The sequence below is a fragment of the Streptomyces sp. NPDC058086 genome (assembly GCF_042885015.1).
Taxonomy (GTDB): domain Bacteria; phylum Actinomycetota; class Actinomycetes; order Streptomycetales; family Streptomycetaceae; genus Streptomyces.
In genome coordinates, this window is record NZ_JBHVST010000042.1 from 1 (window position 1) to 15,292 (window position 15,292).

Here is a 15,292-nt window from a genome sequence, read left to right on the forward strand (position 1 = left end):
CCTTTGTCCGTGTGGTGGGGGGGGGGGGGCGCGCGCGCCCCCCCCGCCCCCCCCCCCCTGCGCTCATTTCCGGCGGGACAGCGCCAGCGTGCGGCGGGCGCCCGCCACGACCGCCGCGTCGACGAACCGGCCGTCGGGCAGGGCCTGGGCGCCCGGCTCGGTGGCGGCGGCCTTGACGATGAGCTCGGCGGTCTCGACCTCGGCCGGCGTCGGGAGATAGGCGTGTTCGATCACCGGGAGCTGGCGGGGGTGGATGGCCGCGCGGCCGAGGAAGCCCAGGGTGCGCCCGTGGGCGCAGGAGGCGGCCAGGCCTTCGAGGTCCCGGATGTCCGGGTAGATCGACTGCGTGGGCGGCGCGAGGCCGGCGGCCCGGGCGGCTACCACGATCCGGGCGCGGGCCCAGTCCAGGCCCGCGTCCTCCCGTACGCCCAGGTCGGCCCGTAGATCCGCCTCCCCCAGTCCGATGCCGCGCACCGCCGGATGGGCCGCGGCGATGGTGAAGGCGTGTTCGACACCGAGGGCGGATTCCAGGAGGGCGTACAGGGGGATCGCGCCTCCCTCGGAGGGGGCCGAGCGTTCCGCGACCCGGACGACATCGGCGGGGGAGGTCACCTTGGGCAGCCGGAGGCCGGAGAGGCCGGGGAGCGGGGCGAGCGTCGTCAGGTCCGCCTCGGCGAGGGGACCGTCCAGCGCGTTCACGCGGACGTGGACCGGGACCGGGGGAGGGTCCGAGAGCAACTCGGCGGTGGCGGCGAGGGCGTACTTCTTGCGGTGCGGGGCGACCGCGTCCTCCAGGTCGATCAGGACGACGTCCGCGCCGGAGACTAGGGCCTTGGCCACCACCTCCGGGCGGTCTCCGGGGGCGTAGAGCCAGGTGAGCGGGAGGGCCGGGATCCTCACAGGGCGCCTTCCGATCTGAGGGTGGTGATCTCGGCCTCGGACAGGCCGAGTTCGGTGAGGACGGCGTCCGTGTCGGCGCCGTGGGGGCGGCCCGCCCAGCGGATGGCGCCGGGGGTGGCGGAGAGCCTGAAGAGCACGTTCTGCATGCGCAGGGGGCCGAGTTCGGGGTCCGCGACGGTGGTGATCGTGTCCAGGGCCGCGTACTGCGGGTCCTCCATCACATCCCGTACGTCCTGGACCGGGGCCACCGCCGCCTCCGCCTTCTCGAAGGCGTCCAGGACCTCGTCGCGGCGGTGGCGGGCGATCCAGGTGCCCACCGCCTCGTCCAGGACGTCCGCGTGGCGGGCCCGGTCGGCGCCCGTCGCGAACCACGGTTCCTCGATCAGCTCCGGGCGTCCGACCAGCCGCATCAGCCGCTCGGCGATCGACTGGGCGGAGGTCGAGACGGCGACCCAGGAGCCGTCCGCCGTGCGGTAGGTGTTGCGGGGCGCGTTGTTCGCGGAGCGGTTGCCGGTGCGGGGCTGGACGTGGCCCAACTGGTCGTACCAGAGCGGCTGTGGGCCGAGCACGGTGAGGATCGGCTCGATGATCGCCATGTCGACCACCTGGCCACGGCCCGAAGCGTCGCGGGCGCGGAGCGCGGCCATGACGGCGTACGCCGTCGCCAGGCCCGCGATCGAGTCGGCCAGGCCGAAGGGCGGGAGGGTCGGCGGGGAGTCCGGTTCGCCGGTGATCGCCGCGAAGCCGCTCATGGCCTCGGCGAGCGTGCCGAAGCCGGGGCGGTGCGCGTACGGGCCGAACTGGCCGAAGGCGGTCACACGGGCGAGGACGAGGCGGGGATTGGCGGCCGACAGCTCCGGCCAGCCCAGGTCCCACCTCTCCAGGGTGCCGGGCCGGAAGTTCTCGATGATCACGTCCGCGGTGTCGGCGAGGCGCAGCAGGGTGGCGCGGCCGCCGGGCCTGGACAGGTCGAGGGTGATGGTGCGTTTGTTGCGGCCGAGGAGTTTCCACCACAGGCCGATGCCGTCCTTCGACGGGCCGTGGCCCCGGGAGGGGTCGGGCTTGGCCGGGTGCTCGACCTTGACGACCTCCGCGCCGAAGTCGCCGAGCATGGTGGCGGCGAGCGGTCCGGCGAACAGGGTGGCGAGGTCGAGGACGCGTAGCCCGGTGAGCGGCCCGCGACTCGTCCCCGGCTCGGTGAGCGGACCGCGTTCCGTCCCCGCCTTGTCGCCCGTATGCCCGCTCATGAGGTGTGCCGGGTGTTCGAGGCGGCCTGGGCGTCGATCTCGGAGCGGTACGGCATCGAGGACGAGGCGCCGGCGCGCTGCACCGACAGGGGCACCGCCGCCGAGGCCCACGCGAGGGCGGCGCACATCGGCCGGCCCTCGGCGAGCTCCCCCACTCTCGGCTTCGCTCGAGCGGGGGGACCCCCATCCGCGAGGGTGCCGACGAAGATGTCACCCGCGCCGGTCGAGTCCACGGCGGTGACCCGGGGCGCTGGCACGGTGAGGGGTTCGGCGCCGCGGGTCGCGTACAGACTGCCCGCCGCGCCCAGGGTGACCACGACTTCCGGTACCTGGTCGAGCAGGGCGGTGACCGCGTCGCGGGGGTCGGTGAGGCCGGTGAGCGCGGCGGCCTCGTGCTCGTTGGGCACCAACAGGTCGACGGAGGCGAGGAGTTCGGGCGGCAGGGACTGTACGGGGGAGGGGGTCAGGATGGTCCGGACGCCGTGGCGGCGCGCGGCCTCGGCGCCCGCGCGGCCGGCGGCCGGCGGGATCTCCAGCTGGAGCAGCAGCGCGTCGGCGCCCACCGCGCCGATCATCGAGACGTCGGAGCCCGCGTGGGCCGCGGCGACCGCCTGGCCCGCGCCCTTGCCACCAGGGATCGTACGGAACTCCCGTCCCGTCACGGTCTCTCCGCGCTGCGGGGCCTTCGCGACGTACGAGACGAGGTCCATGTTCGTGCTGCCGAGCACGGCGATATGGGTCATGGGTGACGGGTCTCCCGGTGCGTGAGCTGGTGGGTCAGCTGGGCGAGGGTGTCGAAGCCGATGCCGTCGAAGTCGGCGACGGAGGTGGCGAGGCGGTTCTTGAGGGGGGTGGTCCAGCGGTCGGGGAGCGCGGCGGGGGTGCCGGTGAGGAGGCCCGCGACGCTGCCCGCCGTCGCGCCGTTGGAGTCGGTGTCCCAGCCGCCGGACACCGCACGGCAGATGGAGCCGGAGAAGTCGCCGTCCGCGTGGGTGAGGGCGGCGGCGATCAGGGCGGTGTTGGGGAGGGCGTGGACCCAGTGGTAGACGCGGTGGGTGGTGTGCAGTGCGTCGACGACCGTGTCGAAGTCCTCGGTGGTGCGGGCGAGGTGGACGGCGTGGCGGATGGCCTCGGCCAGGCGGGAGGCGGGGGGCACGACGGTGAGGCCGGTGCGCAGGCAGGCGTGGATGTCGGCGCGGCCGGTGGCGGCCTCGGCGATGGTGGCCGCCGTGAACATCGCCGCGTACACGCCGTTCGCGGTGTGGGTGAGGGTGGCGTCCCGGTGGGCCGCTTCCGCGGCGGCGGCCGGATCGCCCGGGTGGGTCCAGCCGTGGACGTCGGCGCGGATCAGGGCGCCGATCCATTCGCGGAAGGGGTTGCGGTGGCGGGCCGTGTGCGGGGGTTCGATGCCGGTGAGGAGGTTGCGGTAGGCGATGCGTTCGGCGGTGAACGTGCGGCCGGCGGGGAGCTCGTCCAGCCAGAGGCGGGCCACGTCGGCGGTCGTGAAGCCCCTGCCGTATCGCTGGAGCAACAGGAGGTTCAGGAGGGGGTAGTTGAGGTCGTCGTCCTCGGGCATGCCGTCGATGTTCTCGGCGAGGGAGGTGGGGGCGGAGCGTCTGTTCCAGGGGTGGGCCCGGAGGAGGTCGTCGGGTACGCCCCGGGCGGTGAACCAGGTGTGCAGGGGCCAGTTTCCGGCGGCCCGGGCCAGTTGGCGGATGCCGTCGAGGGGGAGCTTCTCCACCGGTTTGCCAAGGAGGCAGCCGACTGCTCTGCCCAGCCAGGCGGCTTCCAGGTGGGCCTGGGTGGGGGCTGGGGTGGGCACCGGTCGGGCGGGCCAGTTCGGGCAGTGGGCCCTGATCCGTCCCAGGTCCGTCGGCTCTGTGTCCGCCGACTTGCCGGGCAGCTCCGCCAGTTCGTCCAGGAGGTCTTCCGCCAGTGCGCGCAGGTAGCGCGAGGCCGCAGTCGCGGACGCACCCGCGCGCGGTGGGGCCTCTGGGCCGCCCGCCGCGTGCCAGCGGGCGGCGATCGCCTCCGGTGCCCGGCCGTCCTGATGGGCCTGGGCGAGCTCGTGGCCGAGGAGGTCCTCCGGTTGGACCCAGGTCAGTCGGAGCATCACGGGGTCCCCGTCAGCTCGGCGTACGCCGACTCGTGGGCGCGGCGACGGCCCACGTCACGGGCGAAGATCTCGCGGGTCACCCCGGTGAGGGTGGTCGCCGGGGCGTGCAGGTCCAGGCGGCTGGACTCGGCGACCGTCTTGGCCCAGTCGTGGGGGACCTCGGAGCCGAGGGCACCGGCGAGGGCGCCGGACATGGTGGCGATGGAGTCGCAGTCGCGGCCGTAGTTCACCGAGCCGAGGACCGCGTGCCGGTAGTCGCCGCCGGAGACCACCAACATGCCCAGGGCGACGGGGAGTTCCTCGATCGCGTGGAGACGGGAGGGGCGGCGGGCGGCGAGGGAGGGGGAACGGTAGTCGGGGCCGACCGTGTCGTAGGGGGTCACCGCCTCGCGGAGCGGGATCAGCGCCGACTCGAAGTCCGTGTGCCGGGCGGCGACTTCGCAGACCGCCTCGATCGCCGACCGGGTGCCGTCCTTCGCGAGGGACAGGCAGGCCGCGACGACCGAGTCCGGGCTCGCCCCGGGCGCGCACGCCGCCGCCACCCCCGCCGCGAAGACGCCCGCCGCCTCCCGTCCGTACGACGACTGGTGGGCACCCGCGATGTCGAGCGCCTCGGCGTACGCGCCCGCCGGGTCGGCCGCGTTGACCAGGCCGACCGGCGCCATGTACATCGCGGCGCCGCAGTTGACGATGTTGCCGGTACCGGCTTCCCGGGGGTCCACATGGCCGTAGTGCAGGCGGGCCACCAGCCACTTCTCCGCGAGGAAGATCCGCTGGAGAGGGATGGCCTCGGCCTCCAGTTCCGGGATCCAGCGCGGGCCCGTCATGAGGTCGGGGACCAGGTGCTCGGCGACGGCGTACGCGTCGAGGTGGTCGCGGACGGTGGCGTACACGCGTACCAGCGCATGGGTCATCAGGGTGTCGTCGGTGACGTGTCCGTCGCCCTTGTGGTACGGGGCGATGGGGCGGGCGGTGCGCCAGGCGTCGCCGTTCCAGGGGCCGACGATGCCGTGGATCCGGCCGCCGTGCCGTTCGACGATCTGCTCGGGGGTGTAGCCCTCGACGGGGCCGCCGAGCGCGTCGCCGACGGCGGCTCCGACGAGGGCTCCGGTGATGCGTTCGTCGAGGGTTCCCGTTCCTTCTCCTTTGGGCGTCATGCCCGAATCATCCCTCTGGGGTGGCCAGTTCCGTCGCTTCCAGGAGGTCGGCGAGTCCGATCAGATCCGTGCCCGTGAGCCGGGGCAGCGCGCAGCCGGACAGGACGCGGCAGGCGTCGCGCCAGGAGGCCGGGATCGTGGCGCCGCCGCCCAGCGCGCCGGTGAGCGCGCCCGCGAGGGCCGGGGCCGAGTCCGCGACCCGGGACAGACAGGCGGCGGCGGGCACCGCCTCCGCGATCCGGCCGCGTGCGGCCGTGGCCAGGGCGAGGGCGACCGGCACGGTCTCCGCCGCCGCGATGCCGTAGCTGTAGACGTGGTCGACGATCTGGTGTTCCAGGAGGGGGACCAGGGCGAAGGTGTCCTCGCTGGCGCGGGCGAGCCGCAGTGCGTGCCGGGCGTTGCGGCCGATCTCCGTCGACTCGGGGAGCTCGGCGAGGGCGGCGTCCGCGCAGGCGTCGACGTCGGCTCCGGCGAGGGCGAGCGCGAGGGCCGCGGCCATCGCGCGGGCGCCGTGCACCCCGTCGCCGTCCTGGGTGTAGCGGGCGTCGAACTCGGCGAGTTCCGCGGCGAGTCGGGGGTCGCCCGGGTGCGCCACGGCGAGCACACAGGCCCGTACGCAGGCCGCGTCGTCGAAGTAGTGCGGGTTGTCGTGGCCGGTGGCGGGCGGGCGCAGCCCGGTGGCGAGGTTGCCCAGGCCCGCCCGTACGGAGATCCGGGCGCGCAGGGGGAGCAGCGCGGACTCGACCTCGGGGGCGCGCTCGGCGGCCGCGGCGACCTCGCTGGCGACGGCGTTCCAGGACAGGTCGATGGACGCCCGCATCCGGCGTTCCCGGCTCAGGTCGCCGAGCGCGCTGCGGTCCCCGGCGCGCAGCACGGCCTCCGCCGCGAACGCCGCCCATTCCGCGTCGTCCGACGGGCCGAGCCGCAGGGGTTCCGGCGGCTGGTTGAGCGCGATGGGCACGGGCAGGGTCGTCGTCGCGTTCTGCTCCGCGAAGGTGTCCAGCTCGCGGGTCAGCCGCCGGGTCCACTCGGGCATCCGGGCCGCGCGGTGTCGGCCGGCGGGCCAGCCGGCGGCGTCGCCCGCGGCGAGCCCGAGCAGGAGGCCCTCGATCCGGCGGGGGTGCGAGGTGAGTACGGGGGCGGCGCCCCGCTCCGTACGGGGGTCCGCATCCGTCGAGGGGGAGTCCCCGGTGTCGGACGTCGGGGGTGGGTCCCCGATGTCGCAGATCGAGATCGATCCCCCGGTTTCCGGTGCCGAGGCCGATCCCGTGCCGGGTTCGTCGCCCACCAGGCCGGGTCTCATGGCTGCACCTCGTCATCGTCGTCGGCGAGGATGCAGTCGCTCGTGAGGGCGTACGGGTCGGGGGGCGGAGGCTCCGTGCTCCCGGTCCCCCACTTCCCGTCGTCCCCCGATGTGAGCAGTTCCGCCACGTCCAGTACGTGGTGGCCCGCCATGGAGGGCAGGCAGCTGCCGCGTGCCGGGCCGATCGCCGCCGCCCAGTCCGCCGGGATCGCGGCGGCGCCCCCGGTCGCCCCGGCCAGCGCGCCCGCCACCGCGGCCGTGGTGTCGGCGTCGCGGCCCATGTTGACGGCGGTGAGGACGGACTCGGTGAAGTCGCCGTCGGCGGCGGCGTACGCGCCGAAGGCGAGGGCGACGGCCTCCGGGGCCAGGTCCGTCCAGGGGTAGCCGCCGATGACGACCGCCGAGCGGACCGCCCGTTCCCCTCGGTGGGCGACGGCCACCGCCCGGCGCAGGGAGCGGGCCGTCCAGGAGTCGTCCGGGATCACCGCGAGCGCGGAGGCGACCACCGCGATCGTGGCCGCGCCCGCCATCGCCGCCGCGACCCCCGCCGCGACCGCCTGGCCGCCGTAGATGCCCTCGCCCTCGTGGCTCACCGAGCCGTCGATCGCCACCAGCCGGGCCGCCTCCGCAGGGCGCCCCGCCGCGAAGACGCCGAAGGGGGCCGCGCGCATCGCCAGACCGTCGCTCCAGGCGTGCCGGTGCTGGGCCGAGATGGGGGCCGCGAGTCCCCGGCGCAGGTTCTCCAGGGTGCCGCGCTCGCTGAATCCGGCGCCCCGGAACGGCCCCTCGTCGCGGTCGGCGATCCACTGGTGCCAGGCGGCCTCGACATGCGTCACGGTGAGCGCCGAACCGTGCCGGGCCAGCAGCAGCCCCGAGAAGATCGCGTACTCCGTGTCGTCCGTCCCGGCCGGGTGCTCGGCGACGTACCCCGTGATCCGTCCCCACTTCGCGCGGATCTGCGACGGCCTCATGTTCTCGGCGGGCGCGCCCAGCGCGTCCCCGACGGCGAGGCCGAGCAGCGCGCCGCGGGCCCGCTCGCGCAGAGCGGCCGAGTCCCCGGATGCCGGGACGGAGGGAATGCAGGCGATGGAAGCCATACGGTGCCTCTCCTCTCAGGGCGCAGAGCCCTTTGGGGATGTGTCCCACGGGAGGGGGCGGGGAGAGCCGTCCGCGACTCCTCATTCACCCGGTCGACATCTGTGCATGATCCTTCACGGATGAGCACCTGAGGGAAAAACCGCAGGTTAGCCCAGCCTTTCCTTGCTGGCGGAGAAGAAATTCCAAGCGTAGCTTCGTGGTTGTCGAAAAGTAGAAACAGTCCAATCGACGGATCCTGGGGGACCGGTATGTCCATCATCGACACCGAGGCGACGCTGCACGAGGCGCACCGCGACAACCACACCCACCGGGACGTGAACGGCGGATGGCTGCGCCCGGCCGTGTTCGGCGCGATGGACGGGCTCGTGTCCAACCTCGCCCTGATGACCGGCGTCGCCGGCGGGTCCGTCTCCCACCAGACGATCGTCATCACCGGGCTCGCGGGCCTGGCGGCAGGCGCCTTCTCCATGGCCGCCGGCGAGTACACCTCCGTCGCCTCGCAGCGTGAACTCGTCCAGGCCGAACTCGACGTCGAGCGAAGTGAGTTGAGAAAGCATCCGCAGGACGAGGAGCGCGAGCTCGCCGCGCTGTACGAGTCGCGCGGCGTCGATTCCGAACTCGCCCGCGAAGTGGCCAAGCAGCTCTCGCGCGACCCCGAGCAGGCCCTGGAGATACACGCCCGCGAAGAGCTCGGCATCGACCCGGGCGACCTGCCCTCCCCGGCCGTCGCCGCCGTGTCGAGCTTCGGCTCCTTCGCCCTGGGCGCCCTGCTCCCCGTACTGCCGTATCTGCTCGGCGCGACCGTCCTGTGGCCAGCGCTGCTGCTCGCGCTGATCGGGCTCTTCGCGTGCGGCGCGATCGTGGCCCGGGTGACGGCTCGAACCTGGTGGTACAGCGGAATCCGGCAGCTCGCGCTCGGGGGTGCCGCGGCGGGTGTGACATACGTCCTGGGCAGCCTGTTCGGTACCGCCGTAGGATGAGATCTCGCGCACTTATGCAAGGGACTGCATAAGTAGCCGTTACTCCCTGGTTTCGATCGCTTAACCACTGGGAATGAGCCGTAAGCGCTGCGGGCAATGAGGCCTGCGCCGCTTCAGTGCGGTGGGTGACGTTGCCCGCCGTACCCCGGACCCGCGGACACTGATCTGTCCGCTTAGGTCCCCTTGACTCCACCGTCGTGCGCGGTACCCCCACGCCACCCACCGGTGTCCGCATGTTGGAACGGAGTATCCGGTTCCCGAGAACCATTCCATCATGTAACCTGCACGAAATTTTGCACCCCCAAGCAGAGGGCCAACGTCGTCCCTCGGCACATGCATATGCCACGACGACGACGGGAGAGCCGATGCGTTCGCCGCGCCAGCCGTCCCAGCACTCCACGAATGGCCAGAACTGGTCCTTCATGGATGCTCGCCCTGCCGCGCAGGGTATGTACGACCCCCGCAACGAGCACGACGCCTGTGGCGTCGGCTTCGTGGCCACCCTCACCGGTGAGGCGAGCTACGCGCTGGTCGAGCAGGCGCTCACCGTGCTGCGCAACCTGGAGCACCGGGGTGCCACCGGCGCCGAGCCCGACTCGGGCGACGGCGCGGGCATCCTGTCCCAGGTCCCCGACGCGTTCTTCCGTGAGGTGGCCGAATTCGAGCTGCCCGCGGCCGGCGCGTACGCGGTCGGCATCGCCTTCCTGCCCGAGGACGGCATCGAGGATGTCGTCTCACAGATCGAGACGATCGCCGCCGAGGAGGGCCTGACCGTCCTCGGCTGGCGCGAGGTCCCGGTCGCCCCCGAACTGCTCGGCGCCACCGCCCGCTCCACGATGCCCGCCTTCCGCCAGATCTTCGTCACGGACGGCGTCTCGACCGGCATCGAGCTCGACCGCAAGGCGTTCGTGCTGCGCAAGCGCGCCGAGCGCGAGGCCGGCGTGTACTTCCCGTCGCTCTCCGCGCGCACCATCGTCTACAAGGGCATGCTGACCACCGGCCAGCTGGAGCCCTTCTTCCCGGACCTGTCCGACCGCCGCTTCGCCTCCGCGATCGCGCTCGTGCACTCCCGGTTCTCCACCAACACCTTCCCGAGCTGGCCGCTCGCCCACCCGTACCGCTTCGTCGCGCACAACGGCGAGATCAACACGGTCAAGGGCAACCGCAACTGGATGCAGGCGCGCGAGTCCCAGCTGGTCTCCGATCTCTTCGGTGACAAGGGCCTGGAGCGGATCTTCCCGATCTGCACGCCCGACGCGTCCGACTCCGCCTCCTTCGACGAGGTGCTCGAACTCCTCCACCTCGGCGGCCGCTCGCTCCCGCACTCCGTGCTGATGATGATCCCGGAGGCGTGGGAGAACCACGACTCCATGGACCCGGCCCGCCGCGCCTTCTACCAGTTCCACTCCACGATGATGGAGCCCTGGGACGGCCCGGCCTGTGTCACCTTCACCGACGGCACCCAGGTCGGCGCGGTCCTCGACCGCAACGGTCTGCGCCCCGGCCGCTACTGGGTCACGGACGAGGGCCTCGTCGTCCTCGGCTCCGAGGTCGGCGTCCTCGACATCGACCCCGCGAAGGTCGTCCGCAAGGGCCGCCTCCAGCCCGGCAAGATGTTCCTCGTCGACACCGCCGAGCACCGCATCATCGAGGACGACGAGATCAAGGCAGCCCTCGTCGCCGACAAGCCGTACGCGGAGTGGCTGGAAGCCGGCGAGATCGAGCTCTCCGACCTCCCCGAGCGCGAGCACATCGTGCACACCCACGCCTCGGTCACCCGCCGCCAGCAGACCTTCGGCTACACCGAGGAAGAGCTGCGCATCATCCTCGCGCCGATGGCCAACACCGGCGGTGAGCCGCTGGGCTCCATGGGCACGGACTCGCCGATCGCGGCCCTCTCCGCGCGCCCGCGCCTGCTCTTCGACTACTTCACCCAGCTGTTCGCGCAGGTCACCAACCCGCCGCTGGACGCGATCCGCGAGGAGCTTGTCACCTCGCTGCGCTCCTCACTGGGACCGCAGGGCAACCTGCTGGAGCCCACGGCCGCGTCCTGTCGTAGCGTCACCCTGCCCTTCCCGGTGATCGACAACGACGAGCTGGCCAAGCTCATCCACATCAACGCCGACGGCGACATGCCGGGCATGAAGGCCGCGACCCTGTCCGGTCTCTACCGGGTCAGCGGTGGCGGCGACTCCCTCGCCGCGCGGATCGAGGAGATCTGCGCGGAGGCCGACGCCGCCATAGAGAACGGCGCCCGTCTGATCGTCCTGTCGGACCGGCACTCCGACGCCGAGCACGCGCCGATCCCCTCGCTGCTGCTCACCGCGGCCGTCCACCACCACCTCATCCGCACCAAGCAGCGCACCCAGGTGGGCCTGCTGGTCGAGGCGGGCGACGTCCGCGAGGTCCACCACGTGGCCCTCCTCATCGGCTTCGGCGCCGCCGCGGTCAACCCGTACCTGGCGATGGAGTCGGTCGAGGACCTGGTCCGCGCCGACACCTTCCTGACCGGCATCGAGGCCGAGCAGGCCATCCGCAACCTGATCTACGCGCTCGGCAAGGGCGTCCTCAAGGTCATGTCCAAGATGGGCATCTCGACCGTCGCCTCCTACCGCGGCGCCCAGGTCTTCGAGGCCGTCGGCCTGGACCAGGCCTTCGTCGAGAAGTACTTCAACGGCACGGCCACCAAGATCGGCGGCGCCGGTCTCGACGTCATCGCCAAGGAGGTCGCGGCGCGGCACGCCAAGGCCTACCCGGCCTCCGGCATCGCCCCGGCGCACCGGGCCCTCGACATAGGCGGCGAGTACCAGTGGCGCCGCGAGGGTGAGCCGCACCTGTTCGACCCGGAGACGGTCTTCCGCCTCCAGCACTCGACGCGCTCCGGCAGCTACGACATCTTCAAGAAGTACACGGACCGGGTGAACGAGCAGTCCGAGCGCCTGATGACGCTCCGCGGCCTGTTCGGCTTCAAGTCCGACCGGCAGCCGATCTCGATCGACGAGGTCGAGCCGGTGAGCGAGATCGTCAAGCGCTTCTCCACCGGCGCCATGTCGTACGGCTCCATCTCCAAGGAGGCGCACGAGACCCTCGCCATCGCCATGAACCAGCTGGGCGGCAAGTCCAACACCGGTGAGGGCGGCGAGGACGCGGACCGGCTCTACGACCCGGCCCGCCGCTCGTCGATCAAGCAGGTCGCCTCCGGCCGCTTCGGCGTCACGTCGGAGTACCTGGTCAACGCCGACGACATCCAGATCAAGATGGCGCAGGGCGCCAAGCCCGGCGAGGGCGGCCAGCTGCCCGGCCACAAGGTCTACCCCTGGGTCGCCAAGACCCGGCACAGCACCCCGGGCGTGGGCCTCATCTCCCCGCCCCCGCACCACGACATCTACTCCATCGAGGACCTGGCCCAGCTGATCCACGACCTCAAGAACGCGAACCCGCAGGCGCGGATTCACGTGAAGCTGGTCTCCGAGGTCGGTGTCGGCACGGTCGCCGCGGGTGTCTCCAAGGCGCACGCGGACGTGGTGCTCATCTCCGGCCACGACGGCGGTACGGGCGCCTCCCCGCTGACCTCGCTGAAGCACGCGGGCGGCCCCTGGGAGCTCGGCCTCGCCGAGACCCAGCAGACGCTGCTGCTCAACGGCCTGCGCGACCGTATCGTCGTGCAGACCGACGGCCAGCTGAAGACCGGCCGTGACGTCGTCATCGCCGCGCTGCTCGGCGCCGAGGAGTTCGGTTTCGCGACCGCGCCGCTCGTCGTCTCCGGCTGCGTCATGATGCGCGTCTGCCACCTGGACACCTGCCCGGTCGGCATCGCCACCCAGAACCCGGTGCTGCGCGACCGCTTCGCCGGCAAGGCCGAGTACGTCGTGAACTTCTTCAAGTTCATCGCCGCAGAGGTCCGCGAGATCCTCGCCGAGCTCGGCTTCCGCACGATCGAGGAGGCCGTCGGCCACGCCGAGAACCTCGACGTGGAGCGGGCGATCACCCACTGGAAGGCGCAGGGCCTGGACCTGTCCCCGCTCTTCCATGTGCCCGAGCTGCCCGAGGGCGCGGTGCGCCACCAGGTCGTCGCCCAGGACCACGGTCTGGAGAAGGCGCTCGACAACGAGCTGATCAAGCTCGCCGCCGACGCGCTGGCCGCGAACACCGAGGCCGACGCCCAGCCGGTGCGCGCCCAGGTCGCGATCCGCAACATCAACCGCACGGTCGGCACCATGCTCGGCCACGAGGTGACGAAGAAGTTCGGTGGCGGGGGCCTGCCCGACGACACCATCGACATCACCTTCACCGGCTCCGCGGGCCAGTCCTTCGGCGCCTTCCTGCCGCGCGGTGTCACGCTGCGCCTGGAGGGCGACGCCAACGACTACGTCGGCAAGGGCCTCTCCGGCGGCCGGGTGATCGTCCGTCCCGACCGGGGCGCCGACCACCTCGCCGAGTACTCGACCATCGCGGGCAACACCATCGCGTACGGTGCGACGGGCGGCGAGCTCTTCCTGCGCGGCCGCACCGGCGAGCGCTTCTGCGTCCGCAACTCCGGCGCGACGGTGGTCTCCGAGGGCGTGGGTGACCACGGCTGCGAGTACATGACCGGCGGCCACGCGGTCGTCCTCGGCGAGACGGGCCGCAACTTCGCGGCCGGCATGTCCGGCGGCATCGCGTACGTCGTCGACCTGAACCGCGACAACGTCAACGCCGGCAACGTGGGCGCCGTCGAGGCCCTCGACGACACCGACAAGCAGTGGCTGCACGACGTGGTGCGCCGCCACCAGGAGGAGACCGGCTCGACCGTCGCCGAGAAGCTTCTGGCCGAGTGGGACACCGCGGTCGAGCGCTTCAGCAAGATCATCCCCAGCACGTACAAGGCAGTGCTCGCCGCCAAGGACGCCGCCGAGCGAGCCGGACTCCCCGAGTCCGAGATCACCGAGAAGATGATGGAGGCGGCGACCAATGGCTGATCCCAAGGGCTTTCTGAACCACGGCCGCGAGGTCGCCAGGACCCGCCCCGTCGCGGAGCGCGTCAAGGACTGGAACGAGGTCTACGTTCCGGGCTCACTGCTCCCGATCATCTCCAAGCAGGCCAGCCGTTGCATGGACTGCGGGATCCCGTTCTGCCACAACGGCTGTCCGCTGGGGAACCTGATCCCCGAGTGGAACGACTACGCCTACCGCGAGGACTGGGGGGCCGCGTCCGAGCGTCTGCACGCCACGAACAACTTCCCGGAGTTCACGGGCCGCCTGTGCCCCGCTCCCTGCGAGTCGGCGTGTGTGCTCGGCATCAACCAGCCCGCCGTGACCATCAAGAACGTCGAGGTCTCGATCATCGACAAGGCGTGGGACACGGGCGATGTCGCCCCGCAGATCCCCGAGCGCCTGTCGGGCAAGACCGTCGCGGTCATCGGCTCGGGCCCGGCGGGCCTGGCCGCCGCCCAGCAGCTCACCCGGGCGGGTCACACGGTCGCCGTGTACGAGCGTGCCGACCGCGTCGGCGGCCTGCTGCGCTACGGCATCCCCGAGTTCAAGATGGAGAAGCGGCACATCAACCGTCGCATCGAGCAGATGCGCGCGGAGGGCACCCGCTTCCGCACCGGCATCGAGATCGGCCGCGACCTCAAGGCGACGGACCTGCGCAAGCGGTACGACGCCGTGGTCATCGCCGCCGGTGCGACGACCGCTCGTGACCTCCCGGTCCCCGGCCGCGAGCTCAAGGGCATCCACCAGGCCATGGAGTACCTGCCGCTGGCCAACAAGGTCCAGGAGGGCGACTACGTGGCGCCCCCGATCACGGCCGAGGGCAAGCACGTCGTGGTCATCGGCGGCGGCGACACCGGCGCGGACTGCGTGGGAACCGCCCACCGCCAGGGCGCTGCCTCGGTCACGCAGCTGGAGATCATGCCGCAGCCCGGCGAGGAGCGGAACCCGGGCCAGCCCTGGCCGACGTTCCCGATGCTCTACAAGGTCACCTCCGCGCACGAGGAGGGCGGCGACCGCGTCTACTCGGTCTCCACGACCCACTTCGAGGGCGACGAGGACGGCAACGTCCAGTGGCTGCACCTCGCCGAGGTCGAGTTCGTCGACGGCAAGCTGAACCAGAAGCCGGGCACGGAGCGCAAGATCCCCGCCCAGCTGGTCACGCTGGCCATGGGCTTCACCGGCACCGACGTCGAGAACGGCGTCGTCTCCCAGTTCGGCCTGGAGCTCGACGCGCGCGGCAACATCGCCCGCGACGCCGAGTTCGCGACCAACGTGCCCGGCGTGTACGTCGCCGGTGACGCCGGCCGCGGCCAGTCGTTGATCGTGTGGGCCATCGCGGAGGGCCGCTCGGCCGCCCGCGGGGTCGACCGCTTCCTGACCGGGGCCAGCGATCTGCCGGCGCCGATCCGCCCGACGGACCGCTCGCTGATGGTCTGACGCTCCACCCCAACAAACGTCCCGTACAACGGCGTACGGAACTGAACGCGGCGCCTGCCTTGTCCCCGACCGGACGGTGG

Annotated in this window: 10 protein-coding genes; 3 read left to right on the forward strand and 7 right to left on the reverse strand. The window is 72.2% G+C overall.

The features are described 5' to 3' along the window. Nucleotides 1-63: 63 nt before the first annotated feature. Genes ACFVWD_RS28845 through ACFVWD_RS28875 form a run of 7 tightly spaced genes read right to left on the reverse strand, consistent with a single transcriptional unit; the run spans nt 64 to nt 7,820 of the window. A complete protein-coding gene (locus tag ACFVWD_RS28845) occupies nt 64-894 on the reverse strand; it encodes an HpcH/HpaI aldolase/citrate lyase family protein (protein WP_389600328.1) in 831 nt (276 codons plus the stop codon). Nucleotides 895-896: 2 nt separating this feature from the next. Beyond that, on the reverse strand, nt 897-2,147 hold the full coding sequence (locus ACFVWD_RS28850) for a CaiB/BaiF CoA transferase family protein (protein ID WP_389600240.1): 1,251 nt from the start codon (nt 2,145-2,147) through the stop codon (nt 897-899). After that, nucleotides 2,144-2,890: a PfkB family carbohydrate kinase gene (locus tag ACFVWD_RS28855; RefSeq protein WP_389600242.1), complete on the reverse strand. Its 747-nt coding sequence runs from the start codon at nt 2,888-2,890 to the stop codon at nt 2,144-2,146. Before ACFVWD_RS28855 ends, ACFVWD_RS28850 begins: the two co-directional genes overlap by 4 nt. Next, nucleotides 2,887-4,260: an ADP-ribosylglycohydrolase family protein gene (locus ACFVWD_RS28860; RefSeq protein ID WP_389600244.1), complete on the reverse strand. Its 1,374-nt coding sequence runs from the start codon at nt 4,258-4,260 to the stop codon at nt 2,887-2,889. Before ACFVWD_RS28860 ends, ACFVWD_RS28855 begins: the two co-directional genes overlap by 4 nt. Next, nucleotides 4,260-5,420, reverse strand: a complete 1,161-nt coding sequence (locus tag ACFVWD_RS28865; RefSeq protein ID WP_389600246.1) for an ADP-ribosylglycohydrolase family protein — start codon at nt 5,418-5,420, stop codon at nt 4,260-4,262. The genes ACFVWD_RS28860 and ACFVWD_RS28865 overlap by 1 nt, the downstream gene beginning before the upstream one ends. 7 nt (nt 5,421-5,427) lie before the next feature. After that, entirely contained in the window at nt 5,428-6,723 is a 1,296-nt protein-coding gene (locus tag ACFVWD_RS28870; protein ID WP_389600247.1) for an ADP-ribosylglycohydrolase family protein, read from the reverse strand. Next, nucleotides 6,720-7,820 (reverse strand): ADP-ribosylglycohydrolase family protein, encoded by a 1,101-nt coding sequence (locus ACFVWD_RS28875; RefSeq protein WP_389600249.1) that lies wholly within the window; start codon nt 7,818-7,820, stop codon nt 6,720-6,722. The genes ACFVWD_RS28870 and ACFVWD_RS28875 overlap by 4 nt, the downstream gene beginning before the upstream one ends. Before the next feature lie 249 nt (nt 7,821-8,069). On the opposite strand from ACFVWD_RS28875, the gene ACFVWD_RS28880 reads away from it, so the two are divergent. The 3 genes from ACFVWD_RS28880 to ACFVWD_RS28890 all read left to right on the forward strand — a co-directional run bounded on the left by ACFVWD_RS28880 (nt 8,070) and on the right by ACFVWD_RS28890 (nt 15,212). Then, nucleotides 8,070-8,801, forward strand: a complete 732-nt coding sequence (locus ACFVWD_RS28880) for a VIT1/CCC1 transporter family protein (protein WP_389600250.1) — start codon at nt 8,070-8,072, stop codon at nt 8,799-8,801. 365 nt (nt 8,802-9,166) lie between these two features. Further along, nucleotides 9,167-13,759: a glutamate synthase large subunit gene (gene gltB, locus ACFVWD_RS28885; protein ID WP_389600251.1), complete on the forward strand. Its 4,593-nt coding sequence runs from the start codon at nt 9,167-9,169 to the stop codon at nt 13,757-13,759. Then, nucleotides 13,752-15,212, forward strand: a complete 1,461-nt coding sequence (locus ACFVWD_RS28890; RefSeq protein WP_389600253.1) for a glutamate synthase subunit beta — start codon at nt 13,752-13,754, stop codon at nt 15,210-15,212. The genes gltB and ACFVWD_RS28890 overlap by 8 nt, the downstream gene beginning before the upstream one ends. Nucleotides 15,213-15,292: the final 80 nt, after the last annotated feature.